Origin of the sequence: Micromonospora parva (assembly GCF_040649675.1) — a bacterium.
Taxonomy (GTDB): domain Bacteria; phylum Actinomycetota; class Actinomycetes; order Mycobacteriales; family Micromonosporaceae; genus Micromonospora; species Micromonospora parva.
This window is the reverse complement of record NZ_JBEZFX010000006.1, coordinates 196,537-221,045: the sequence shown is the minus strand read 5'-3', so window position 1 is coordinate 221,045 and position 24,509 is coordinate 196,537. Positions and strand designations below refer to the sequence as shown.

20 protein-coding genes and 5 pseudogenes are annotated in these 24,509 nt (G+C 68.4%); 14 read left to right on the top strand and 11 right to left on the bottom strand.

Annotated features, from left to right (window positions below; all coding sequences use genetic code 11):
- Window positions 1-25: 25 nt before the first annotated feature.
- On the bottom strand, window positions 26-3,211 hold the full coding sequence (locus AB0C03_RS17150; protein WP_156057295.1) for a hypothetical protein: 3,186 nt from the start codon (window positions 3,209-3,211) through the stop codon (window positions 26-28).
- Between the two features lie 28 nt (window positions 3,212-3,239).
- Window positions 3,240-3,974: a hypothetical protein gene (locus AB0C03_RS17145; RefSeq protein ID WP_357637651.1), complete on the bottom strand. Its 735-nt coding sequence runs from the start codon at window positions 3,972-3,974 to the stop codon at window positions 3,240-3,242.
- Window positions 3,975-4,265: 291 nt separating this feature from the next.
- On the opposite strand from AB0C03_RS17145, the gene AB0C03_RS17140 reads away from it, so the two are divergent.
- Window positions 4,266-4,556 (top strand): hypothetical protein, encoded by a 291-nt coding sequence (locus AB0C03_RS17140; RefSeq protein WP_357637648.1) that lies wholly within the window; start codon window positions 4,266-4,268, stop codon window positions 4,554-4,556.
- A gap of 566 nt (window positions 4,557-5,122) precedes the next feature.
- Here AB0C03_RS17140 and AB0C03_RS17135 read toward each other — a convergent pair.
- The 4 genes from AB0C03_RS17135 to AB0C03_RS17120 all read right to left on the bottom strand — a co-directional run bounded on the left by AB0C03_RS17135 (window position 5,123) and on the right by AB0C03_RS17120 (window position 11,350).
- Window positions 5,123-6,754: a hypothetical protein gene (locus tag AB0C03_RS17135; RefSeq protein ID WP_030328608.1), complete on the bottom strand. Its 1,632-nt coding sequence runs from the start codon at window positions 6,752-6,754 to the stop codon at window positions 5,123-5,125.
- Window positions 6,751-7,422 (bottom strand): ABC transporter ATP-binding protein, encoded by a 672-nt coding sequence (locus AB0C03_RS17130; RefSeq protein WP_374224254.1) that lies wholly within the window; start codon window positions 7,420-7,422, stop codon window positions 6,751-6,753. The genes AB0C03_RS17135 and AB0C03_RS17130 overlap by 4 nt, the downstream gene beginning before the upstream one ends.
- A gap of 346 nt (window positions 7,423-7,768) precedes the next feature.
- Window positions 7,769-8,647, bottom strand: coding sequence for an alpha/beta hydrolase (locus AB0C03_RS17125; RefSeq protein ID WP_357637645.1), 879 nt, complete (start codon window positions 8,645-8,647; stop codon window positions 7,769-7,771).
- A 3-nt stretch (window positions 8,648-8,650) separates the two neighbouring features.
- Window positions 8,651-11,350 (bottom strand): ATP-binding protein, encoded by a 2,700-nt coding sequence (locus AB0C03_RS17120; RefSeq protein WP_357637643.1) that lies wholly within the window; start codon window positions 11,348-11,350, stop codon window positions 8,651-8,653.
- Window positions 11,351-11,416: 66 nt separating this feature from the next.
- Between AB0C03_RS17120 and AB0C03_RS32345 the strand changes: the two are divergent.
- Window positions 11,417-11,696 (top strand): annotated as a pseudogene (locus AB0C03_RS32345) (hypothetical protein); the annotation flags it as partial.
- Between the two features lie 299 nt (window positions 11,697-11,995).
- On the opposite strand, the gene AB0C03_RS17110 reads toward AB0C03_RS32345, so the two are convergent.
- Together AB0C03_RS17110 and AB0C03_RS17105 are read right to left on the bottom strand one after the other, a co-directional pair.
- Window positions 11,996-12,895, bottom strand: a complete 900-nt coding sequence (locus AB0C03_RS17110) for a 2-hydroxyacid dehydrogenase (RefSeq protein ID WP_081883702.1) — start codon at window positions 12,893-12,895, stop codon at window positions 11,996-11,998.
- A 151-nt stretch (window positions 12,896-13,046) separates the two neighbouring features.
- A pseudogene (locus tag AB0C03_RS17105) lies at window positions 13,047-13,281 on the bottom strand (hypothetical protein); the annotation flags it as partial.
- 192 nt (window positions 13,282-13,473) lie between these two features.
- Here AB0C03_RS17105 and AB0C03_RS17100 point away from each other — a divergent pair.
- From AB0C03_RS17100 to AB0C03_RS32335, 7 genes and pseudogenes are all read left to right on the top strand, one after another.
- The gene (locus AB0C03_RS17100) at window positions 13,474-13,809 is read left to right on the top strand and encodes a hypothetical protein (RefSeq protein WP_357637639.1); all 336 of its coding nucleotides are present in this window, start codon (window positions 13,474-13,476) and stop codon (window positions 13,807-13,809) included.
- Window positions 13,810-14,626: 817 nt separating this feature from the next.
- Window positions 14,627-15,304 carry a hypothetical protein gene (locus AB0C03_RS17095; RefSeq protein WP_357637636.1) on the top strand — a complete coding sequence of 226 codons (678 nt, stop codon included), beginning with the start codon at window positions 14,627-14,629 and terminating at the stop codon, window positions 15,302-15,304.
- 13 nt (window positions 15,305-15,317) lie between these two features.
- On the top strand, window positions 15,318-15,554 hold the full coding sequence (locus AB0C03_RS17090) for a hypothetical protein (RefSeq protein WP_030328623.1): 237 nt from the start codon (window positions 15,318-15,320) through the stop codon (window positions 15,552-15,554).
- Window positions 15,555-15,905: 351 nt separating this feature from the next.
- A complete protein-coding gene (locus AB0C03_RS17085) occupies window positions 15,906-16,253 on the top strand; it encodes a hypothetical protein (RefSeq protein ID WP_156057305.1) in 348 nt (115 codons plus the stop codon).
- Window positions 16,254-16,500: 247 nt separating this feature from the next.
- Window positions 16,501-17,109, top strand: coding sequence for a TetR family transcriptional regulator (locus AB0C03_RS17080; protein WP_030328628.1), 609 nt, complete (start codon window positions 16,501-16,503; stop codon window positions 17,107-17,109).
- A gap of 910 nt (window positions 17,110-18,019) precedes the next feature.
- Window positions 18,020-18,226: pseudogene (locus tag AB0C03_RS32340) on the top strand (IS5/IS1182 family transposase); the annotation flags it as partial.
- A pseudogene (locus tag AB0C03_RS32335) lies at window positions 18,219-18,347 on the top strand (IS5/IS1182 family transposase); the annotation flags it as partial. The pseudogenes AB0C03_RS32340 and AB0C03_RS32335, both read left to right, overlap by 8 nt.
- Before the next feature lie 415 nt (window positions 18,348-18,762).
- On the opposite strand, the gene AB0C03_RS17070 reads toward AB0C03_RS32335, so the two are convergent.
- On the bottom strand, window positions 18,763-19,221 hold the full coding sequence (locus AB0C03_RS17070) for a hypothetical protein (RefSeq protein WP_167337270.1): 459 nt from the start codon (window positions 19,219-19,221) through the stop codon (window positions 18,763-18,765).
- A gap of 80 nt (window positions 19,222-19,301) precedes the next feature.
- On the opposite strand from AB0C03_RS17070, the pseudogene AB0C03_RS17065 reads away from it, so the two are divergent.
- The 5 genes and pseudogenes from AB0C03_RS17065 to AB0C03_RS17045 all read left to right on the top strand — a co-directional run.
- Window positions 19,302-19,697 (top strand): annotated as a pseudogene (locus AB0C03_RS17065) (IS701 family transposase); the annotation flags it as partial.
- Window positions 19,698-19,770: 73 nt separating this feature from the next.
- Complete coding sequence (locus AB0C03_RS17060) at window positions 19,771-20,028, top strand: transposase (protein WP_357637630.1); 258 nt, start codon at window positions 19,771-19,773, stop codon at window positions 20,026-20,028.
- Window positions 20,029-20,347: 319 nt separating this feature from the next.
- Complete coding sequence (locus AB0C03_RS17055; protein ID WP_210858167.1) at window positions 20,348-21,208, top strand: hypothetical protein; 861 nt, start codon at window positions 20,348-20,350, stop codon at window positions 21,206-21,208.
- Window positions 21,209-21,649: 441 nt separating this feature from the next.
- A complete protein-coding gene (locus AB0C03_RS17050) occupies window positions 21,650-21,979 on the top strand; it encodes a PrgI family protein (protein ID WP_156057307.1) in 330 nt (109 codons plus the stop codon).
- Between the two features lie 2 nt (window positions 21,980-21,981).
- The gene (locus AB0C03_RS17045) at window positions 21,982-22,989 is read left to right on the top strand and encodes an MmcQ/YjbR family DNA-binding protein (protein ID WP_156057309.1); all 1,008 of its coding nucleotides are present in this window, start codon (window positions 21,982-21,984) and stop codon (window positions 22,987-22,989) included.
- 9 nt (window positions 22,990-22,998) lie between these two features.
- Here AB0C03_RS17045 and AB0C03_RS17040 read toward each other — a convergent pair whose 3' ends face one another.
- Both AB0C03_RS17040 and AB0C03_RS17035 read right to left on the bottom strand, forming a co-directional pair.
- Window positions 22,999-24,021: a tyrosine-type recombinase/integrase gene (locus AB0C03_RS17040; protein WP_357637626.1), complete on the bottom strand. Its 1,023-nt coding sequence runs from the start codon at window positions 24,019-24,021 to the stop codon at window positions 22,999-23,001.
- A complete protein-coding gene (locus tag AB0C03_RS17035; RefSeq protein WP_355030174.1) occupies window positions 24,018-24,494 on the bottom strand; it encodes a hypothetical protein in 477 nt (158 codons plus the stop codon). The genes AB0C03_RS17040 and AB0C03_RS17035 overlap by 4 nt, the downstream gene beginning before the upstream one ends.
- Window positions 24,495-24,509 lie beyond the last annotated feature (15 nt).

Sequence of the window (24,509 nt, the reverse complement as noted above, 5' to 3'; positions counted from 1 at the left end):
GTCCGCCGCGTCGTGCCGACCCCGGTCAGTGCAGGTGTTCGTTGGTGATCCGCAGGAGGTTGGTGACGGTGGTGACCTCCGGAATGCCCTCCCGGTGCCGGCCGCCGGCAATCTCCGCCGACCAGTGGGCGTACCGGCCGGCCAGCTCGTTGGTCCGGTCACCGGCGACGGCGTAGACGCACCGGCCCAGCGGGTCGACCGGCGCGTTGGGCCGGTCGACCTGCCCACACGCGAAGTACGGGTTCTGGCCCTGCTTCGCGTCGAACCCGGAATTCAGGCCCTGGCAGGGATCCCAGTCGACGGCCTGCGCGCAGCCGGCGTAGTTGCTCACCGCCTGGGCGTACGCCGTCTGGAGGTAACGCCGGCCCGTGTCGCCGTTGAGGTCGCCACGCGGCGCGGTGTAGTCGCCGGGCAGCGAGCGGTCACCGAACAGGACGAGGTGCATCATCTCGTCCCGATCGAGCGCGCTCGCCCAGCCCAACTGGGTGAACGCCTGCAACAGTCGAACGGACTCAGCGAGCTGGCGGCCCTTCTCCCACAACGTCTGCGAGACGGCCCAGGTGGTGACCGGCGGGGCCTCGACACCGGTGCCGGCGGCCGCCACCCGGTAGAAGTACTTCTGCCGTCCGGAGAGCATCGACCGGGTACGCGCAAGTGTGTCGTTGTCGACCTGGGGATGGGTGGTGACGGTGCCCTGGGTCTGCAGTGCGTTGAGGTACTGCGGCCACTGGGTGAGCACGTAGTCCGACGGGCTGTGGCACTCGGTGTCGGGATAGGGCCCGCTGCCGTTGTAGATCTCGCAGTAGACGCCGACCGGCCGGGTCGTGGTGACACTGCGCACGTCCTGCCAGGTCTCACTGCCGCCCTGCTTCACCTGGTGGCGCAGAGTGATCTTCAGGTCGCCGGAGTAGATCTCGTACTTGGGCCTGATGGTCTCCTTGACGTTGACGAAGTCGCCCTCGATACAGGTGCGCAGCGTCGGCCGGTAGCCGGGCGGCGCCGCGTAGGCCAGCAGGTCGTAGTAGGCGGGCAGGTCCGAGTTGCGCAGCGTGGCGGGGACCGACCAGGCGGGCATACCGATGTCGCCGACCCGGCAGGGCGTCAGGCCGGGCGCGTCCGGGATCTGCGCCGCCGCGGGCAGCGCCTGGTCGGGGGCACCCCACAGGTCGTACGTCCGGTCGTTGCCGGCGGCCGGGTAGGCCGGATCGGTCTGGTTCCAGCGGACGGCGCGCCCCACGTCGTCGAGCGCGTCGGACCACCCGTCGAGAGCGGCCCGGTAGTCGGCGACGAGCCGGGTGAACAGCTCGTTGGTGACACCACCGGCGCCCGGGTTGCTGAACTGCCGCACCCGCTGGTTGACCCGATTCCCCGCGTCGAGGGTGCCGGCGGTGTGCTCCGCCGTGACCGCCGCCGCGAACTGCGGATTCTCGAGCTGCATGACGAGGTTCGCGCGGGCACCGATCAGCCAGGCGGACGGGTTCGCCACGCCGCTGACCGCCTGGTCGCCGGTGGCCGGCCGCAGCGGAACGCCCTTGGCCGCCGCCCACCCGGCGAGGTAGTCGATCGCGCCGTTGGGCAGATGGAGGTCGAGGACGCTGACCGGGTTCGCGGTCGACGTGCCCGCGGGCACCACGAACGGGGCCTTCTTCGCGGCCGTCGTCGCGAACGTCCGGGTCGGCGAGTCGACCTCGTCGAAGTACTCGGCCACCGACCCGATCGCGCCACCGTCGACGCGGACGGCCCGGTGCAGGTAGCGGTCGGTGGCGTCGTCGACGTCGTCCGCGGCCAACTGTTCGAAGGCAGCCTGGTTGGCCAGCGCCATCTGGTCGATCTTCTGATCCATCGTGTGGAGCTGGTCCCCGATCACGCCGAGGATCCGCTTGACCTCCCTGACGTCCTGGCCCAGCAGACCGAGCTGGGTGCTCAGGCCGTCGTACATCGCGGTGAGTTTCGCATCGACCCGGTCGAATCGGTCGCCGATTCCCTCGGCCATCCGCCGGACCTGCTCGCTGAGGCCCTTGATCTGCTTGCTGATCATCTGATCCGGCGACTCCTGGCCCATGAACAGCGGCAGCAGGGCCATCGCGGCACCGATGAAGTTGCCGGTCAGCGAGAGGGCGGCGGCGGCCGACGCGGCGCCGGTGAGCTGACCCGAGGCGATCGTCATCTCGTAGGAGATCACCGAGGTCACCGATTTGACCAGCGCGTCACCGACCGTCTTGACGGTCTTGGCGAACTTCGGGTCGTAGATCCCCCCGATGTCGCCGAGGACCACGGTCAGCAGGCTGCCGGCCTCGCTGACCAGCTTCTTGGCGTCCTCGGCCGACTTCTTGGCCGCCGCCTCCTCCGCCGCAGTCGGCTTGGCGCCCTCGATCGGGAACTTCGCGTTGAGGGCGGTCGCGGCGGTGATCCGGTCGTTCGCCAGCGCCTCCAGCGCCTCGAACTGCGCCTGCACGGCCGTGCGTACGGCAGCGGAGAACGCCGCCTCGTCGTCCTTCTTGGCCAGGATGCCCGGCAGGTCGACCCGGCTCGCGAACGCCGGTAGGGCCATCAGGTCCTGCGCCGGGGTGTCCAGCCGGACCGACAGGCGCGCCGCGTAGGTGCCGTCCCACGCCGTGCGCAGCCCCGCGTCGGTTGACGCCGCCCGGTGCAACCGCTTCCACGCCCCGGCGAGCCGCCCCGGCGCCGACACCTCCCACAGGAAGTTCTGGCTGCCGGTACGCACCTGCTCGGTCGGCGTGACCACCGCACCAAGTTCCTCCCCCGTGGTGGCGGTCAGCAGGGCGCGCAGGCTGGACCCGCGCACCTCGGCCCGGTCCAGCGCGGCCTGCGCCGGGTCCTGGTCGACCGGGACCGCGAGCAATCCCGCGGCGGCGGCCGCGAACGCGGCGAGCCCCTCGGACGACCCGACGCCGGACACAGCCGCCCGCACGGCCGCGTCGGTGCGTCCGAAGTGGCGGACCACCTGCGTGCCGTCCACGTTCGGATGGGCCGCTCGCCAGTCGACGATCTCCGCCGCCACGACGGCGTCGACCACGCCCGCGACGCCGGTCGTGCGCGACTGCACCGCTGCGGCATACAGACTGTCGTGCAGGGCAGCCTCGTCGATCGGAACCGGCGCGGCGTAGCCGGGCACCGCGTACGTCGACACCGCCACGACGACCCCGACGGCCGCGGCACCCACGCGCCTGCGGATTCTGCCTGGTCTCACCTGCGAACCTCCCTCATCTCCCCTGTGGTCACGGCGCCGTGACCCCGCCGCTCAGCGACTCCGAGGTGATCTCGCCGACTCTGCTGTTCACGAGCACCTGAAAATGGGTGTTGGCGTCCTGGTCGGAAAGCACCAGCGACATCCGTCCGGTACCGGGCTGCGCCGCGACGACGAAGGACTCACTCATCGGCTCCTGCCAGGAGTAGTTGCCCTCCCAGTGCCGACGCAGGTAGCTGAGCGTGACCAGGTAGGACGTCTCGTCGGTCGCGTTGTCGGTCCAGCCCAGTCGTAGGATGCTGCGGTTGTAGGCGCTCTCGGCCGTCGACACCAGGTCGGTCGGCTTCGACGGCCGGGAGCTGACGCAGCCCAGCGGCACGGCCGACGCCACCGGTGTGCTGCCGTCGGGCACGTTGCGTGCGGTCGCGCACAGCCGGCGGACCGGCCCGGTCGGCGGGACGACGACGGTGTGGGTGAACCCGAGGGGCCCGGCCGGCAGCCAGGTCCGGAAGTCGCTGGCCGGCTTGGACGCGACCAGGGCTCCGTCGAAGGTGATGTCCACGGTGACCGGCCACCCGTTGCTGTCGGCGGCCCAGCCGGTGATGCCGAGGACACCGTTGTTCTGCGGCCCGGTGGCCTGGGCCGCTCCGGTGGGTGCCTTGTCGGTCGGCGTCGGTGGTGGCGGTGGTGGTGGCGGGGGCTCGCAGCCCAGCGGATTGGTTTCACAGATCGGAACAGCGCCGGCCGCGCCCGGGGTCGTCAGCACTCCGAGCGTCGTGAGGAGGGCTGCCGCCCCCGCAAGCGTGCGTTTCATACGAGGATCAGGCCAGCAGCGACTTGGTGGCCACTTGGCGGCGACTTTGTGCGCCCACCGACGCGTCGGGGTCAGCGACTCCCAGACCGAGCCTCGACCGCGCTCAGGGCGACTCGTCCCGCCATGATCTTCCCCTGCCCCCGTCCGCTCCCCGGGGGCAACGCGGCATTCACCAACCGCCCCTGAGCAGGCATTCTTGGGATATGAACCAGTCCCTGGACCCTACCGTCGGAGGTGCTCGTCATGACGACCCCAACTCCCCCCGTGGCCCCGACCCAGACCCGCTACCCATGGCGCGCGACGCTGCGTACCGTGGCGGCCGCCGGCCTCGGCGCGCTGTCACTGCTGCCGGTCGCCGCCGCGACGGCCGGCGTGGACACCCTGCCGGCTGTCGCGCAGGCGATCGTCGTCGCCGGCGCGATCACCCGAGTCCTCGCGCTGCCCGGTGTGGACGCCTGGCTGCGGCAGTACGTGCCGTGGCTCGCCGCTGCTCCCAACCTGCTCCCCCAAACCGGGGTTCGCACCGGGCCATAGCAACACTCCTGACAGTGCTCGGCGTCGCCGGCCACCACCGCAGAGACCTGCTTTCCCAGAACAGATCGCCTGCGCCGGCGTAGGGCTGCCAGGCAGGGCTTGGTCTCGGTCACTGGCCGCTCGTGTGGCTCCGCACGGTGCAGAAGTCTGATCCGCAACACGTTCCGGCTCACCTCCCGCAAGTACTGGGACGCGCCGCGCTCAGCCACGACATCACGTCGATCTACCACGCCGCAATGCACCGCGCCCTGGCCAGAATCACCCGGCTTCTCCAGCAACACGACACCACTATCCCGCCTGCCACCCAGCCGCCCGCCGCACTCGCAGCCCTTCGCGACCGCGTCGAAGCCCGATCAACACCACCTTCGGAACCCACATAGGCGAGTTAATCTTCGGCAGCCCCTCAGGCTTGTTCCTACCTTGAATACGAAGGCCGTTGCGCTTACGAACCCAAAAGCATCACGATGCGCCTGGGACGATCGTGCTACGACGACCGCCCCAGGCGCATCTGCCACTAACTGCTGCTGGTCGGCGCGGGGCTCGCCTCGTCGGGGCCGAAATTCGACTCAACCCCATCCCCCCGGGTAACCCCAACGATGACGCCGATTACGGTGCAACAGGGCAGCGTCGCTGGAGACCATCACGTCGAGCAGGCTGGCGCCTCGCCGCTGCAGCAGACGCGCGGTGAGGGTGGGGGTCAGGGAGAGGCTGACCGCGGCTAGCAGGATGGCCGCGAGCACCGGCGTCCACAAGTGACCCCCGGTGGTGGTGCCGATGATGCCGGGGAGAATGGCGCCCAGCAGGACCACGGGGAAGATCGTCATTTGTCCACCGGTCGGATCGCCTGCTCGTTGTCCAGGGTAGCGGCGATCGCGGGCATCGGTGCCGACAGCCGGCATCAGGAGCGCGATCAGCGGTGCCACGGCGCAGGCCACTGCGGCTGCGGCGATGGCGCCGCTGATGGCGACGACGCCCAGCGGAGACCGGGTCACGGCCCACAACACGGCCGCCAACACGATCGACGGTACGCCGAATAACAAGAACCATGCCGCCATCCGGCCGCGTACGTCAGCCTGAAGGGCGCCCGGTGTGGTGAGCAGCTGCCACAGGGCCGTGCCGTCCAGGGCGTAGGTGTTGACCGCGACCATCGCGCCGAACACCGCCGCCGCGGAACCCACGAGGGGCAGCGCCCAACTCCAGTCGGTGACCCCGATGATGAGCGCCATCAACAGCGGGGTCAGCCAGGCACTGCGCAGTTCCACACCGCGCGCGGGATCCCGCGACCAGGTGGCCAGCTCTCGCGAGACGACAGCGGACACCTGCGGCGTCGTGAACGGAAGCGACAGCCCACGACCCGGTGCGTGAGGGCGTCGCGGCGTCACGAGGCGAGGTGGGCGGCGTAGGGCCCGCGCTGTCAGGGTGGTCCAGCCCATGTGCAGCAGTGCACCCAGGGCCAGGAGGGCCATCAGCGGCACGACGACCGCTTCCGTCCCGGCGTTGTCACGGGCGGCGATCGCGGCGCGGTACCCCCATCCCGTGGGCAGGAGGGCGAGCACGTCGATGATCGGCGCGGGTAGCTGCCCGAAGGTAGGGAGGACCAGGGTGGTGTCGCTCTGACCGAGGCGGGGCAGCAACCAGGCCGCGATCGGCACCCAGCCAGCGAACGACAGCGCGAGCATGACGGCGGTCTGGGTGGCGGCCAGCCTCATCCCGGCCCGGGTCTGCAACAGCCAGGCCGCGATCACCGCCACCGTCTTACCCGCCCAGACCAGCAGATACAGCTGTGCCACCATCGCCACCGCGCCGATCGTGGCCGCCGTCAGGCCGCCCGGTGCGGCCAGCACGACCAGGGACGACAGACAGGTCAGCGTGACCAGGGGGCCGACGCCCAGCAGCTCGGTCCAGGACAAGGCCCGAGCCGCGCGCCATGGCCGCAGCGGATAGCCGCGTAACCAGTCGCGCGAGATGACCGACGGATCGTGGCGTGGCTGGGTCAGAGGGCCGAACAGCCACATGCCTCCCCATCCGGTGAGCGCCACGGCGATCCAGCCTTCGTGGAGCAGTCCGCGGTTGGCCACCGCTGCGCCGACGACCACCAACGCGGCCAGGGCCATACCGGTGACCAGGCTGAATCCGCGCTCGTTGTGCGGGCCGTTGCGAAGCAGGCGTAGCTTCAGCGCGAACAGGGCTCGGGTCATGTCAGCCACCTCAACGGGCGGACCGGATCGGCGCCGACCAGCTCGACGAAACGTTCGTTGAGCGTCCCGTTCGCTGCCACCTCGTCTACCGGCCCCTCGACCAACACCCGGCCACCGGCCACCAACGCCACCCGGCGGCAGTTTCGTTCGACGAAGTCCATCATGTGGCTCGACATGACCACCGTGCCGCCGGCGGCGACGTACTGTGTGAGCACCTGTTCGATGGAGCGGGCCGAGACCGGGTCGATTGCCTCGAACGGCTCGTCGAGGACCAGCACCCGGGGGCGGTGCAGCATCGCCAGCGCCAGATTGATCTTCTTGCGCATACCGGTGGAATACTCCACGATCAGCGCGCGTGGAGTAGCGTCGAGGCCAAGGATCTCCAGCAGGTCCTCGGCGCGGACCCTCCAGCTGTCATCCAGCCCACGCAGCCCGGCGCTGTACCGCAGCACCTCGGTGGCGGTCAGCCGTTCGGGTAGCGACAGCCCGTCCATCATGATTCCGAGCTGGGCGAGCGCGGCTTGCCGATCGGTTCGCAGGTCATGACCGGCGATCCTGACCGTGCCGGAGGTCGGCTCCCGCAACCCGCACATGGCCATCAGCGTGGTGGTCTTGCCGGCCCCGTTCGGGCCGACGATGCCGTAACACATTCCCGCTGGGATGCTCAAGCTGACCCGGTCGACGGCGAGTACAGCGCCGAAACGCTGGGTGAGGTCAGTTACCTCAACGGCTGGGACAGTGTAATCGAACACTTGCATCGTCTCTTTCCGGCAAGGAACGGCAGACCGGTCAATTCGGCCGCACTATTCGTCGGTCAGGCCGCGGATCTCGTCCATGCGACAGGACGTCGAAGCGGGTTGCCGGAGCAGCGCATACACAACGAAATGCGCTGGCCGCCGAGCGGCCATCTCAGTGACGGCACGCCAGCAGTCGCCCGCTGCTACAGCAGAGCGACGTTCGTTCGGCTCCGCTACCACACGACCAGTTCACCGTTCTGTGCAGTCAGATGAGCTATCACTCGGCGGTGTGCGTGAGGATGGCGACGGCCAGTTCCTCGTGCACCTCCGGCGGAAGCGTATGCCCCATGCCCGCCGTGATCATCAGCCGCGCTCCCGGGATCTGCTCGGCGATGATCGCGCCGTGACCCGGCTTGACCGGCTCGTGGCTGCCCTCGATGACCAGCGTGGGCGCCTTCAGTTGGTGCAGCACGCCCACCGGCTCGAAGTCCGGGCTGGCCGCAGCGGCCAGCCGGTGGTTGGCCACCGCCGTCAGGTCGCGGGCCCGGTCGTAGATTCGTTCCTGTAGCCGGCGCGCCGCGTCCCCGTCGAACGGCAGCCCGGTGCCGTGCAGCACGCGCTGTTCGGCGATCATGCTGTTGATCTGGGTGCGCCGGTCCTCGGGCGGTGCGGCGGTCATCAGCGCCCGGTAGAAGGCCACGAACTCCGGCATCGGCTCGGGCAGGCTGTCCTCGGGCTGCGGCTGCCCCAGCAGAGCCCGCAGGATCACCTGACCTTCACCGCCGCCGAGCGGCGAGGAGGCGATGACGGTCAGTGAGCGCACCCGCTCCGGCTGCTCCACCGCGACGAACTGGCCGAGCAGCCCGCCGGCCGAGTGGCCGACCAGGTGGGCGCTCTCCAGGCCGTGGGCGTCCAGCACGCGGTACACGTCGTTCTTGATGTCGTTCCACGTGTACGGCTGTGCCGCGAAGTCGACCGTGCCCGACATGCCGGTGTCACGGTGGTCGTACCGGATCACCCGGCGGCCTCCGGCGACAAGGCGGCCGACGAACTCGTCCGGCCACAGAACGCCCTGCGACATCGACCCCATGATCAACAGGATCGGCGCATCTGTGACGGCGCCGAACTCTTCACTCCAGATGTTCACCTCAGTCATGTCTCAGAGCATGTCCTCTTCCGCTGCGGGCGCCTTCTGTAGAACTACTAGTCGCGCCAGTTCCGTGCGGGAGCCGATGCCCAGCTTCGGGTAGATCTTGTACAGGTGGTACTCGACCGTGCGAGGGCTCAGGAACAGCTGGGCGGCGATCTGCTTGCTCGACAACCCGTCGGCGACCAGGCCCGCGATGCGCAACTCCTGCGGGGTCAGCGCGTCCAGCACGGCCGAGCCCGGGGCCGGCCCGCTCTCGCCCGCCGCCCGCAGCTCACCTTGTGCGCGCCTCGCCCACGGCTTCGCGCCTGCCCGCTCGAACGTCTCCCACGCCATCCGCAGATGCGCCCGCGCGTCGCCCGGCCGCTGCGCTCGGCGCAGGCGCTCGCCCAGCAGTAGAGCCGTCCTGGCCTCCTCGAACGGGTTGGTGTGCAGCCGCAACGCCTCGCCGAAGGCGTCCTCGGACGACTCGGCCAAGCCCCGGCAACGGGCCAGCAGGGCGCGCGACTCGGACGTCGCGGCGTACGCCGACCATCGCTCGTACGCCTCGAGCGCCGCCCGCGCACCCACCTCGTCGCCCGCGCCCAGTGCGGCCTCGACGCGATCCGGCGCCGTCCGCCACACCACGGTGGGATGCCCGACACCCGGTCCCGCCTCGGCGATGGCCGTGAAGCGGTCATGCGCCGTCGCGTAGCGTCCCAGGCACAGGTCGAGCAGCGCCAGCGCGTACGCGGCGACCCCTGCCCGCAGACCTACCCGGTGCGGTATGGCGATGGCCAGCGCCTCGCGGGCCTGCCGTTCACAAATCTCCTCCTCGCCTCGCAGCGCCGCCAGGACCGCCAGGTTGGCCAAGTGCGCGGCCACGGTGTTCTCATAGCCGGCCTCGCGGGCCAGTTCCAGGCCCTCCTCGGAGATGGCCTGGCTGCTTGCCAGCCGCCCGGCGATGCGCTCGGCCGTCGCCACGAACTCCAGCACGACCGGCAGCTGCCCGGTCATCCCCGACATCCTGGCCACCCGTCCGGCCCGCTCGGCCATCTCGGTCGCCAGATCCGACTCGCCCAGATGGCTGGCCGCGGCCGCCGCCCACAGGTACTCCGCCGCCTCCCCCAGCTCGCCGACCCGCGCCAGCGCCCGCCGCAGCAGACCCGGCCCGGCAGCGTCGCCATCCAGCGCCAGACCGATCCCGGCAACCGTGTCCCGCAAGAATCCCTCGCGGTGCCCTGCCGCCCTCCGCCCGAGCTCGATGATGGCCGCCGTGTCGCCGACGTACGAAGCGGCCTCCGCGGCATCGGCCAGCATCTCCAGGCTGTCGCCCGCCGCCAGGATCCGCACGGCCTCGGCGGCGTTGCCGGAGTTCAACTCAAACCTGCCCCTGAGCTGGGCGATCTCCACGGCGAGGCCGGCATCCGCGCCAGCCTGGTCACGGGCCTCGGCCAGCAGCGACTCCGCCTGCCCGGGGCGACCACCAAGCCAGGCCGCGACGGCGGCGTCCTTCAGGCGGGCAGCACGGGTGCGCGGCTCGGGGGTCAGCTCGGCGGCCCGGGCCAGGGCTGCGGCAGCGGTGCCGTACCCACCGCGGTCGCGCGCCAGCTCCGCGGCGGTCACCAACTCGGTGGCGGCCCGCTCGTCCTGGCCCATGGCGGCTCCGGCCAGGTGCCAGGCGCGACGCTCACCCTCGGTGAGTTCCGCCAGTACGGCATGCACCCGGCGGATCCTGGCCGGGGTGTCCGCCTCGTGCACCGCCGACCGGATGAGCGGATGGCAGAAGCGCACGCGCGTACCCGAAAGCTCGGCCAGCCCGGACTCCTCCAGCTCGGCCAGCGCCATCCGCCCGGTCCACGCCCCCATGTGCTCTCCGGGCAGTACCGTCCGCTCGGCGGACAACCGGTCGGTGGCGCGCAGGACCAGGTCGAGGTCAGCCTCCACGGCGGCAACCAGCGCGAGCAGCCGGGCGGAGGCGGACAACGCGGCCACCCGGTCGCCGAACAGTCGGGTCCCACCGGGCAGCGGGTCGGGCAGCGGTTCGCTGCCGGCGAGTTGCGCGGGTGTCAGGCGAGCGGCTATCTCGCCCAGCGCGAGCGGGTTCGCGCGGGTCAGCGTGACGAGTTCCCGCGCCACACAGGGCTGCACACCGCAGCGGGACTCCAGCATCTCGGCTGCGGCGGCTCCGGGGAGGCCACGCACCTCCACCGTCAGAGGCACACCCTTGACCGGAGCGTCCCCGCGCACGGCGAACAACATCGCGATCTTTTCGGTCTCCAGCCGCCTGGCGGCGAACAGCAGTGCGTCGGCCGAGGCCTGGTCGATCCACTGGAAGTCGTCGACCACACAGATCAGCCCGTCCGGCGCGGCGGCTTCGACCAGCAGCGAGAGCACGCCAGCGCCCAGCAGGTACCGGTCGCCGGCAGTGTCCGCGGCGAGCCCCAGCGCCGCGCACACAGCGTCGTGCTGCGGTTCGGGCAGCGCGTCGAGCATGCCGGTCACCGGCCACAACACCTGGTGCAGCGCGGCGAACGCGAGGTCGGTCTCAGCCTCGACGCCGGTGGTCCGCAGCACACGCATCGCGCCGCCACGCACGGCCACCGCGTCGAGCAGGGCCGTCTTGCCCACGCCTGCCTCGCCCCGCAACACCACCGCACCACCAACGCCGTCGCGAGCCCGCGCGATCACCTCGTCGAGTGCGCTGACCTCCGCCGACCTGCCGTAAAGCACGAACAACCACTCTAGGAGACTTCCACGCCGTCCCATCCCCACAGAGTCACTTCTCACAAACAGTGACACGGCGTGAACGTGCAGGTCATGACCGCCGCCACCGGCCGCCTCGTCCGGCTTCACCGAGATGTGGTCCACGACCCGACCGCAGCCCGCACACACGGCATCATCGAGGCATTGACCAGGACAGACGCGATGACTTTCGCCGGCAAGGGGCCACCTAGGGAGCCCACGGCAGCGTGGCACCCCGATCAAGCGGGGCACCGCAGCCCGGCAGGTCGCAGCCGGCTCGGTTCCCCCCGGCTGCTTCCGACCGAAGCTGTCACGCCCACAGAAGGCCGTGAACCCGGGCACAGTCGAAGATCCGCAATCACAGATCGCGCATAAGCCGATCCTCAGGTCGAACCGACGCTGAACCGCCCCGAATTCTTGTAAAGACCACCGTCGGCGGTGGCCCGCGCGGAGCCGTCTCGGATCGCGTGGTCGAAGGCGACGGTGTCCGCCCACTCGGCTGGACTGTGGGCTCTGGTCGGCCCAGAAGCGGTCGTCGGGGAACGGGGCATCTCACTTCCCTGTCAAGTTCCAGCGTGTCTTGTCGGCGGGCCGCTATAGATCATCCGGTTGTCGGACGTCTGCAGTGGGCGATCATGGCGCGACGACAACGTTCGCGAGTGGTTCGCCCGCTGCGTGCCGCCGGACCTGGTTGACCAACAAGCGACGAGCCCGGGGTGACAACGCAGCGGTCAGGCCGCCGACGTGCGGGCTGATAAGGGCATTCGGCGCGGACCACAGCGGGTGACCAGCAGGCAGCGGCTCGGGCTCTGTAACGTCCAAGGCGGCGTGCATCCGGCCTTTGCTGAGTTCGGTGAGCAGCGCGTCGGTGTCCACCACTCGGCCCCTTGACACGTTTACCAGCAGGGCCCCGTCGGCCATCTTGGCTAGGAAGTCCGAGTTCACCATGCCTTCGGTTTCCGGGGTTAGCGGTGCGGAAAGGATGACGACGTCCGCGTGCGGCAGCATGTCCGCGATCTCCGAGATCGGCCGGACCCCGGGGCGGGCAGTCCGGGCCACCCGGCTGACGGCTACCTCGAACCCGGCGAGCCGGCGTTCGATCGCGGCGCCGATCGAGCCGTAGCCGACGATGAGGACCCGGGCGTCAGCTAGTCCACGCGACCAGTACGGGTCCCAGCGGCCCTCGTCGCCCGCCCGAACAAGTTGCGGCAGTCCGCGCCGGGCGGCGAGCGTAAGCGCCACGGCGAGTTCGGCGGTAGCCGCATCGTGAACGCCCCGGCCGTTGGCCAGGGTCAGACCAGGCCGCAGGAACGGCAGGACGTGGTCGTAACCAGCGGTCACTGTCTGCACAACGTTGAGCCGAGGCATCCGAGTGATCGGCTCACACAGGCGCGGATCGATGATCCCGTACGGCACTGCGTACAACTCGACGTCGTCCAGGTTCTCTGGGAGGGGTTGCGTGCCGTCGTAAAGCCCGACGTCGAGATCGCTGAGATCGGCCACGGCGTCGGGGTGAGGCAGCAGGTAACGCATGTCGATCATCATGCCTCGGCGGACAGTCGGATGTCCGGGAGCACAGCGGCCGACATCCGTCCATCGGCACGAACGTGCGCAGGATCACTGAGCCGGGTCACGCGAACGGTTGCAACAGCCCTGCGGTCGACGCGCATGCCCGATGGCACGTCTACAACTCCCAACTCTTTGAGTAATGGAGGCGGCGCCAGCAGATGATGGCGCAGGCAAGGGTGAGGAAGGCTTCGTGGATGTCGTCGCGGATCTCCCAGCGGATGCGCAGGCGGCGGAACCGGTGCAGCAGGGCGATGGTCTCCTCGACGCCTACCGCGGATGCCCTTGATCCGTGGGACCTTGTCGACCAGGGGCAGCAGTTGGGTGACGTCGTGGCGGTTGCCGCCGGTCAGGTGGTCCGGTTCGATGGCCGGCGGAACGTCGCGGTGGTCGACGGCGGGCGCGGCAGAGCGGCGGACTACGACCGGGTCGACGCCCGGGGCAAACTCGTGCTGCTCAGCATCGACGCAGACAAACCGGTCGGCGGCATCTGCCGGATCGGCGCGGCGCAACTCGCCCGCGCACGCGCCGCCGGCGCGGTCGGGGTGCTGATCGAACCGGTCTCCTCCGGCGGGATCTGGCCGACCACGGTCTGCTCGCTGCCGGTCGACCCGGACTGGTGGTACAACGCGCAGGAGGTGCCGGACATCCCGTACGCGGCCATCGCGCCGGGCGAGGCGGAGACGTTGCGGACCCTGCTGCGCAGGGGCCAGGTGAAGATCGAGTACTCGGGGTACGACGCGGCGAGCCCGTACCTCTACACCCTGCACATCTACCAGCAGGGGCGAATCCCGGCCTCGCTGCACACCGAGGTCACCGACAAGCAGCTCGCAAGTCCCGACGTCGCCCGCACCACCAGAACCTGCCTGACTCCCGCATAACAAGATCGACAGGATATGGCCTGGGCTCACTGCGCACACCCTCCATAGGCCCGTCGGCACCCTCATCAAGGAGGGAACAGACACCAGAGTCTCTACAAGGTCGAGAGCGGGTCAGGGTTAGGACGCTCCGGGGACGGTCGGTTGCGGGCCGTGGTGGTGGGCGTTCGCCCGCTGCAGTTTGGCCGGCGGCCAGTATCGACGCACGGTGCGCTCGGATCTGCCGATCCGCTCGGCGATCTGCGGGGGTGCATCGACGGATCCTGCTGGTACCAGTACGCCACGGCGGCCGGAGTGGCCGCAGCGACCTGGGCGGCGCTGTCCTGGTCCGCGGGGATCGTCGTCGCTGCGGTCCTCCCATGGCCGGCTGGCGTCCTTCCGGCGCGGCCGCCCGCTGCACGGGACTCCTCGGAACCGCCACGGACGTCCTCGCGGTCGGGCCGGGTTGGGCGGCCTGGCGACCCGGCGCTTGGTGTGCTCGCGGCCTGTCCTCGCGGTGAAGCCGGAGTAGACACGGCGCCCGGCGACGCGAAGGTGGCCATTGGTTTGGTCTCGGTGACCCCTTCGGTGAGGCGGGGCGTTCGCCGCCTGGTGGTCCGGTCGGCGCCGGTCCTCGGGGCGTGGTGTCCTGGCCGGTCCTGAGGGGCCGTTGGTTGCTGCGTGGGCCTGGGTGTGGGTCGGCTGGTGTCGGCGCGGATCCTTCCGGTGATCTCGACGAGGCTGATGCTGGCGACGACGACGGCAGCGGCTCCCCCGCCGGATCGAGCGTGCGCAGGTCGGCCACCGTGTCAGCGTCGCTTGCGTCGACGAGGCGGCTGCGGTGCAGGATCTGCGCTTCGATGAGATCGAGGGCCTCCTCGACGGTGGTGGTGACCGTCAGGCGCGGAGTGTGGGGCAGGGTCGCGGTATCCGTGCCGAGGAGGGTCGTCGCGGTTGCCGCTGGCATCACCACCTGGGTGCGTTCGTGTGGGGCGTCGAGGCCGCCGGCGGCGAGCGCGGCGGTCAGGAAACCGCGGGCAGCGGCGTCGGCGCCCGGGCCGATGAGCCCGAGGCCTGCGGACGGCCAGGCCTCGGCCAGCGGGTGCGCCAGGGACGGCACCGCCGGGCGCGGCACAGGGATCTGGTCGCCGTCGGTGTGGTCTTCGCCGTCGAGGGCGGCCGCGTCCGGGCCGGTATTCCCGTGATGGGGTCTGGGGACGAGTGGAGGTCGTGCCGTTGGCCGGTGGTAGCGGCTGTGGCGGTGCGTGGTGCAGCCCGGCGCAGCCGGCGGCGGATCTGCGTGAACACGGTCGGCATCGGGGTCGTGTCGAGGCCCAAAGCCGAGGTCTACCGGCAACTCGGACTTCGGCTGAACTACCAGCCGGAAACGCAAACGGTGCGCGCTGAAGTAGATCTCAACGCGCACCGTGGGGTTATGGGTTGTGTCCGAGGGGCGACACGACCCATTGCCCCACCACCGATGACGCTCAGCGCAACTCTGAAGCTCACGCAAATCTAGCTGCTGCGGTGAGGTGCTGGAGGAGTCCGCGTCCCAGAAGCTGACGAGCTTCAACGCGGCGGGGAAGAACACCAGCCCCGGCGCGACCTATCGCTGCCAGGCGATTTCCCTCTGTGGTGCAGAAATCACCTTCAGCCCGCAGCAGGAGCAGGCCGTGGTCCGCATGCAACTTCCCGGCCGCGACGCCGGACCCACCGTACGCGGATACAAGTACGTCCAGACTCGCGACGAGACCCAACCGGTTCCGTGACCTGCAAAAGAGACCGGCAAGCTATACCGGTCACTGAGGTGGTCTCAACAAGGCTGGGGACGCCGATCGGGACGACACGGGCATCTTCTCCATAGCGGACAGTGCTGGATGTGGGCGTAGAGCCATCAGTAGGCAGGTCTTTGCGACAAGACCAGTCTCCGAGAGGGCTCCACGTGTTCACATAGGCTGCCAGGCTCGACGTCCCGAGGGAACTCGTGCGGCACGTGGCGCGGCTGTCGCGCGCCGGGTGGTGGGTACCCGGCCGGACGTTGACCTGCTTCTACCAGGCGCTTCTGGTGTTGGTGGTTCCGCAAGGGTGAGGACAAGACCATCCTCGGGGCCTGGCTCGGGGTGTCGAGGGCGACCGCGTACCGGTACGTCGCCGAGGCCGTGCGGGTCCTGGCGGCGCAGACGCCCACCCTGCATGACGCCCTGCGCCGGGACGCCGCCGACGGCTGGTCACACGTCATCCTCGACGGCAAACTGTTCGACACCGACCGCCTCGCCGAGACCACCGTGAGCGTGAAAGGCGACACGATCGACGCCCGGTACTCCGGGGTCACCGCCGGCGCGGAACTCCGGATCGAAATGACTTCTTCCATTAATGACCTTTCATCGAATAAGCCTGGCCTCCACGTTGCGAGTAGCTGCAACGTGACCTGGCAGCCCAACCAGGATCCCGAAGGTCACGCAGCGTGAAGCTCGCCCAGTTGGGCCGGTCTCGCCACGCATTCGAGCACAGCAGACCCCTGACTAGAGGCTGCAGTGCCAGGAGGTGTTGCCCTGACCGCTCGTTCAGGGTTTAAGATCGATACATTCGCCCTCATCGACGGCGTCGCCGTGGTGGAGGCGTGGGACCTGCCCGCACTTCGTTCCACCGGAGATGAACGGGGGATTTATGAGCGTCACCGATAATGAGTCACCTAGGCATACCGCTCTGCGAGCGGTGGAGGTCAGTCTGAGTGACAATCGCGAGGAAAATGCCGCGCCTGAGATCCTTGAGGCCGCGGTTCGGGCCTTTGATGAGTCGGGGTACGAGCGGGCGAGCATCCAACACATCGCAGAGCTGGCCGGCACCTCCAAGTCGTTAGTCACCTATTACTTCCCCACCAAGCAGACGCTCGCGTCTGCCGTGATCAATCTCGCGTACCCGGGGGGCGTATTCATGGGGTCCCCTCGCCCCGCCGGCGATCCGCTCGACGCGATCGTGTGGGTTGCCGAGCATGTGACCACGAACGTGCTCTACAGCCCTCTGGCTCGGGTGGCGATCAAACTCGGTGATGAGGTTTCCGGCGACAAGGGTTTCGGCGGTCGCTTGTCCGGGTGGTATGTCAGGCTTACCGACTACCTCGAAGAGGCTCAGCAGAAGCGTCTGATCTCGCCGAGCGTCGATCCGACTGTAGAAGCAAAATTCCTCCTCTGCGGCATAGTGGGCCTCGTTGCCGTGGCGATGGAGACGGGGTCTCGTCTCTCGCTGATCGATGACGCCGCCCAGATCACTCGCGATCGTCTTACGTTCCTCCGCACGACGGACTTTTCACGAATGGGGGCGTAGCGGTCGGGTGAGTCGGGTCCGCTGCACCGACATGTGACCTCTGAGACGGCTTGTCGCTGCGTCCACGCCTCATCTGGGAAATGCCCTCTGATCTGGGATGACGGGAGCCCTCCAGGGTTCCGTCATCCCAGATCAGAGGGCACCCGCAGATGCGATTGGTGCGTGCTGACCCGTTACGGCCAAGGACCACTGAGGCCTATGCCGAACGCCCCGTCCTGGCCACCCAGGTCCCGCTGAGTGCGACCACGAACACTAGAGCGCCAAGCATCCAGGCGAGCCCGGAAGGACCGTCAGGACGCACCACGGTCCATACAACGATCAAGGACCCGACCAGGGCGACCGCCAGGGCTACCAGATAACCGACGCCGATAGCGCTAGCCGGAATGGGCAGACGAGTTCCCGAGGCTCTCGCCGCGGTACGGCTCGTCACTGCCACAAGCAGGGCTGCGACGACGAGAGTGGGGCCCGCGATCGCCTGCGGCAGAAGCGCAAATGCCACGACCGCAGCGCCCGCGATTACTCCGAGTGTCGCGTAATACCACCCCGGAACGACAAGCTGGCGGTCAGCCGCATCCGAACTGGCGAACGATCCTTGGTCTCCTGCTGAAGCCGGGCCCATGGCCACAAGTCAACACCTCGCTCCATTTTGTGTCAAGATTTTCAGGATCCGGACGAGTGGTGCGGATCAGGCCCTGGTGATGCGCGCGAAGATGGTTTGGCGTGCACTGAGCCATCCTCGCAAGCTGGGGGTAGCAGTCAGTAGCTGTCCGGAATGCCGGGAAGGTGTCGGACGCGCCAGATCAGGCGAGGGTGCAGAGAAAATACGCAAGACCTCGATACGAAGTGGTCCTTCCAAAGATCAACTTCATAGCGGCCCTGCGTCGACATGAGTGTCACATAAACCGCTGTACTGCCGGTAGGCGAGGAGACGGTGAACCGTCTGACCGGGCTGCTGGACGCCGAACGCACCCGCCGTGGCAGCCGCGCGCTCGCCGCGCAGCTGCCCGGTCTGCACGGCTCCCTCCTCGCCGCCAAGACCGCCGGCTACTCACATGTCATCATCGACGGCACGCTGGTCGAAACTGACCGGTGCCGCACTCCGGGACCCACGCGGAAGCTCCCTGCTCGAGACCACATTCAAAGCACTACGCAACATCAGCCTCGACCCCTGGCACATCGGCAAGATCTTGGCCGCCGCACTCGTCCTGCTCTACACGCAACACGACCGCAGAACATGATCACCACCGGTGATCAGAACGTTGCGCGGAAAGGCTCACTGAGGGGCGCCTCGAACACCGACGTGGCGATCACTCTGGGTGCCATCTTTGCACTGTGGGTAGATGACGTCTCAGGTCCTGGTCGAGCCTCTCGATGGGCTGATCGATGAGCAGCGGCCGGGCCAGCACCGAGCCGACACGCTGAATCCGACCGGATCCTCCTAGATCTACCCGGTCGAACGCTGATACGGGTTCCTCACTGAACAAAAGATCCGCCGCGGCGTCCACAAATCGGTGCAGTCCCTCGAAGCCGACCTCTCCGGTCGTGGATCGCCGACTGGAGCTGCGATCCACGACCAGTCATCTGAACCAAGATCGCCGAGGAGATCCTCGGATCACTCACACCATTTTGTAGGCGAATTTCCGGCGCGACGCGCTAGACAATGCACGAGTCGAGAAGGCTAGCGGCCGCCAGGCCGCTCAATGTGACCCACGCCGCGACGCCGGTCGGAGGGAAGACGAAGAGCGCAACCCCGCCGGCGATCGCCAGGACGCATCCGGTGTTCCACGGGGGATTCTGTGCTGCTCCGCCGCCGTAGGCGAGGTTGTAGGTCGCAAGCAGGTTTCCGTCGAGGTACTTCTGCAGGTAGCTACCGTGACAGTCGGTGGTCGGCCTTCCAGGGCCGATCCAGAAGCTACTGCCATCGGTTCCGATGCAGTTGTATTCGTACTCCCCGGTCTGGATCGCCAACGGGGCCGAAGGAGCCGGGGCCGTGCTGGTGGTTGCCACGTGGCTCGCGGTGATGTTGCCGGCCGGCGCCGCGGCTGCGGCGCTCGAGGCCTGAGGTGCGACGACTCCCGCGGCGACGATCATCGTCGCCAGGATCGTCCTCATGAGCTTCTGCATAGGTGCTTCCCCTCGTCGAGTTGCGGCGTTGCTGCCGCGACCTGCTGAGGACGCTATGTACTGGACGGATGGTCAGGGAATGCCTCACTTTCGCATCGTCCTTCCACAATGGTGCGGTCGGTGGTCCGCCAGGGACTCGGACTTTGACCAAGGCCGCCGGCGATGCGACACCGGACCGGATGCAACGGCTGCTCAACAAGTCAGCGTGGGACCCGGACGCTGTTCGCGACGACCTGTTTGCCTACGTGACCGAGCACCTCGGCCATGACGACGGGGTGCTGATCGTCAAGGAGACCGGCTTCCTGAAGAAGGGCATCAAGTCGGCGGGGGTGCAGCGTCAGTACTCGGGCACTGCCGGGCGGACGGAGAACTGCCAACTCGGGGTGTTCCTGGCCTACGCCAGCCCAGCCGGGCGCACGCTGATCGACCGGGAGCTGTATCTGCCTCGCCGCTGGTGCGACGACCCCGCCCGCCGCGAGGAAGCCGGCATCGCAGCCGGTGCCGGGTTCGCCACGAAAAACCGCACTGGACCTGCGAATGATCGAGCGCGCTATCACCGCCAGCCTGCCTGCGAAGTGGGTCACCGCCGACGAGGCATACGGGCAGGATTCCAAGTTCCGAACCTGGCTGCAGCAGCACAGAGTGGGCTACGTGCTTGCCGTGCCCCGCAACCAGCGGCTCCCGACCACAGCGGGCAACTCCCGCCCGGACGTCCTCGCCGCGAACGCACCGGCCCTGGCATGGAAGCGGCGCAGCTGCGGCACCGGCCCCAAAGGGCCACGACTCTACAACTGAGCCGTAGCCTCCCTACCCGGCACGGTCGACGAATACGGCCACTGGCGGCTAATCCGCCGCAATATCGTCAAGCCCACGGACCTGGCCTACTACCTGCGCTTCGGCCCGGCCGGGACGCACGACGAGGATCTGAGCCGGGTCGCTGGGACCCAGTGGGCGATCGAGAAATGCTTCCAAACCGCGAAGACCGAGGTCGGCCTGGACCATTATCAGGTGCGTCGCTACGACGCCTGGTACCGCCATATAACGCTCGTTCTGTGTACCCACGCCGACCTCGCCGTCACCGCCGCCCACGCCACGCCACGCCAAAAGGGGGCGCTTGCCCGGCCTGCTGACTGAAGTCTGCGACGTAGACGAGGACCTGGCCCACCGTATCGGCGACGACGTGTTGCAGCGGGCCGAGGCGCTGGCGGCCCTGCCGCAGCGTGCGCAGGACGTGCTGATCGCACCGTTCGTCGAGGAGGTGTTCGACCACAAGCCGCTGGCGGCACCGCTGGACCTGAAGGCCAAGGTCACCCTCGTGGTGCGAAACAGCCTGCTCGAGCAGGCACACCACGACGGTCCGCTCGACAGCGGGATCATCCCGGCGACGGAGTACGCGGCCGGCCCGCTATCGCATCTGCTGGCCGCGCGCCGCCGCCAGCCCATCGCCGATCAAAAGCCGAACCATTTCGCCGAGCTGGCCGGGCGCTATCCGCGTGCGTGGGCGTGTCTGGACGCGCTGACCGACACCTTCGCCGACGGCGGTCGCGGTCCACTGCGCCTGCCCTCGGCACCCACACCCAGCCTGCCTTCTGGCGACGAGGTAGTCACGGCACCACCGTCCGGCGACGACACGGTGACCCTGTTCAGCGCGATCGACCCGCGCTTCGACCAAGGTCTGGTGAACCTGCTCAGGAAGGCCACCGAAGGCGATCTCGTACTGTGCACATCGGCGCTGAGCCGGTACTCGCGCAACAGCGAGAAACTGCACCGCATCCTCGAATTCCTCCTCGCGCACAGGGCCACAATCCTGACCACCAACTATTTGATCCGCCACACCGACGTCTGGGTCCGCCGGGGCGCGCTCGTCAAACCAGACAGCAGCAAGCCCTTCGCCGGCGCGCTCGACACCCAGGGACTGGCCGGCACTCACCGGAAGATAGCCGAGAGCGTCGCCGCGCAGCGCGGTCTGCGCTGACTCCATCAGGCGGTCGCGCGTCGGCTTCAACGCGTCGTTGATCAACTTCGGATGCCGACGTTTTCCGGAGTTAATTGAAAGGGGTGCAGCTGTCCGCTAATGCCTGCAAGAGCGGTGGCAACGAGCCAGCCCCGGACCATCGTCGTCATGCGTCACTGACCTCGGCTTCGGCGGTGACGGTCGCCTTGGCGGCGACGGGATCCAGGATGTCACCCAGCCACGGTAGGCAGCTCACGACCGACCGATGCTGCGACCAGCAGCCGATGAGTCGGCCACCGCGTTGCCAAGTGCCACACCGACTGCTGCTCACGAATGGCCTTGCGCCCCTTGGACCACGGGCAAGCCGCACCAGGAAGATGCACGTCGCCAACGTGGCAGATCAAGGACACTCCTTATCGTCAGAGCTTCGCAAGTTTGCGTGCATCGCCCATGATGGACGTCGTGTCCAAACGACAGATGATCGCCTGCGCGCTCCTTCTGATGATCGTTGTCTCGCTAGTAATGATCTTTAGTGGGAGCCTCGACGGCGCGGCGGCCTGGGCAAACATCATCGCGTTACCGGTAGCGATCGTCGGCATGATCTTGACGATTCGAAGCGCCAGCGGCTCGGCACCCTCGTCTGGCGCTCAGCATCGGGACAGCTTGAGCGGTCCGGCGAAGTCGGGCAGAGCTAGCCCCGTGGTCAACCAGGTCGGGTTCAGTAGCGGGCGTCAGGCCAACGTCGCGGGCGACTACTTCGAGCGAGGCCATGATGACCGCGAGGGCAGGTAAGCATGGTAGATCGGCAAACTGGCGTTGGTGGCGAACGTCAGGCCAACGTCAAGGGGTCCTACTACGAAGGGAACGTCGATAAGAGCACCCACACGCATCACCATCGTCACTATGGAACCAGAGCGAATGTCGACCTCAGAGAAGATGAGGCAACAGAGTCTGGCTCCGGAGGTGGCGCGGCAGCAGCCGCGGGTGGTGGCGGACTGGGCGTCGTCGTCGTTCTTGCTGTCTTGGGCTACTTCATCTTCGGCGGAGATGAGCCGTTCCCTGCGACGTCAGATCCCTGGCCGGCTGAGGTGAAGCAGGAGGCCGTGGTCGCGGCTGCAGGTAGCTGGCTCGACAAATGCGCGAAGTCACCGTCTGCGACCCCCGCCAATTGCCCGCAATCCATCGTCGAGACCTCGGACGTCTCCAAGGTCCGATGGGCCTTCTACGGCAACCCTCTGGAAGCTGCGGTCATTCACTACACCGAAGCGGAGAGCCGCTTCGACATGCTCGGGACCGTCATGGTGACGGCGGACTACAACGCTTCAAAGGAGCTACGCCGCGTCGTGACGCCGGCGAAGTACTGGGCCAAGGTGAAGTGGGTCGATGGGAGACTTGACGTCCAGGAGATCAAGGAGCACTCGGCCATAGGCGACCCCGGTGTAGTGAAGCAGGATCCCAAGGTGCCTTGGGAACTGGTCGCCGCGAAGCTGAGCGAGGCTTTCACACGATGCGTGCGAGACGCCAAGTCGGCTATGCCGGCTGGATGCCCCGAATGGAGTCCGCCGTCGGGCGCCGAGAAGGTCAAGTGGTCTTCCACGGGTGATCCACTTCTGACCGCGCGTGCCACCTTCGATCCGAAGTTTGCGATCTACCGCGTCAAGGGCACGTACGAGCTGGCCGTCCGCTACACCTGGCTCGGAACCACGAAGACCGACACCCGGAATCCCACCTATGAGGCTTGGATCGCTCCAACAGCGGCAGGGCCTGTCGTGCTCCAGATCAAGGACGCGACCACCGTCTAGGTCTGATCATCATCTTAGGACGCTCTCACCTACGGCCAGTGGGTGTGGCTGACCGGTGAAGGCTGCCAGGGCGGTAGCGACAGCGTGCAGGTCGGCCTTGATATAGGTGGTGGTGGCGGGTCCTCGGCGGTCCGTGTGTCCGGCGTAGGCGCGGGCCACACCGTAGCCGAAGTGCCGCTCGACCCAGGTCAGGGTGGTGTGGCGCAGCCAGTGCATGGTGATTCCCTGGGCGGCGACCCACGGTAGCCGCCGGCCGATGCGGGCCCACAGTAGGTCGTAGCGCCGGTAGGTGGCGGGTTGGCCGTTACGGTAGCGAAGCAGCGCGTCGGTGGGCGTGACGGCGCCGCGGGCCTGGGCGTGCTCGCTGAGACGAGCGGCGAGCATCGGCGTGATGGGCTGCCACCGCTGCGTGCCACCCTTCTCCGACAGGCGGATCAGCGCGTGGTCGGTGTCCAGGTCGATCAGGCGCAGCGCCAGGGCGTCGCCGCGCCGGCAGGCAGTTTCGGTGTGCAGGCGCAGCAGTAGGGCGTCGAGCACGATGTCGTTACCGCCGCTGCGGGCGGCGGCGTTGATGTCGGCCAGTTCGTCGGGGGTGAGGGCGCGGCGTGTGTTGGGCAGCCGACGGGGTTTGCGAACCCGGTGGGCAGGGCTGTCCACGACGGTGAGGTAGCCGTCGGCAATGGCGCGATTGTAGAAGGCGCGGGCGGCGGCGATGAGGTGCTCGCCGGCGTGCCGGCCGTTTCGGGAGTTGCGGCGAGGGCGGGCGTCTGCGGCGGCCTGTCGCATGAGGGCTTCGATGTCGCTGGCCCGCACCGCATCGATACGCCACTCGCCGAGGGCAGCGGCCATGCGTCGCCAGGAGCTGCCGTAGGTACGTCGGGTGCCCGGGCTCGCCGCGGCGACCACAGCAGGAAGGTACTCGGCGACTGTCGGCATGGCAGGCCGGTTACTGCCGGTGAGGTCGGCGGCGGTGAGGCCGAGGTGCTCGAGGAGCGCTCGGGCGGTGGCGACACGATCGGGACCGGTGGTCATGAGGGCTTTGCGAGGATGCGGGCGTGCAGGTCGGCCAGGACCGCAGTGATGGTGTTTGAGGGGTGCACGACGATGCGGTTCTGGCGGGGCAGGGCGGCCAGCAGCACGGGTTCGCCGGTGGCGATGCCGCACAAATGTCGGGCGGCGGCCGGTAGGGGCAGCTCCTTGCGAGCACCAACGACGTGCGCGCCATCGACGGCCGGGGTGATCAGGATTGCGCCGGTCACGACGTCGACGTGCAGCGTGAGGCCCGGTATCCAGTCCAAGGCCCGCAGCAGCGCGCGAGCGGTGACCCGGCCGGCGGCGTCGGGTCGGGCCACGTCGAACAGCACGCCATCGCCCGTGCGGGCGGCGGGCGCGGGCAGTGTCGGCAGCGGCGCCGGCTCCGGCGATGCGACCGGCAGTGGGGTGGGAACGAGCGCCTCGACGAGCTGCTCGTCGCGCCAACGAGGGCGCGGGCGATCACGACTCACCCGACCCCCGCCAGC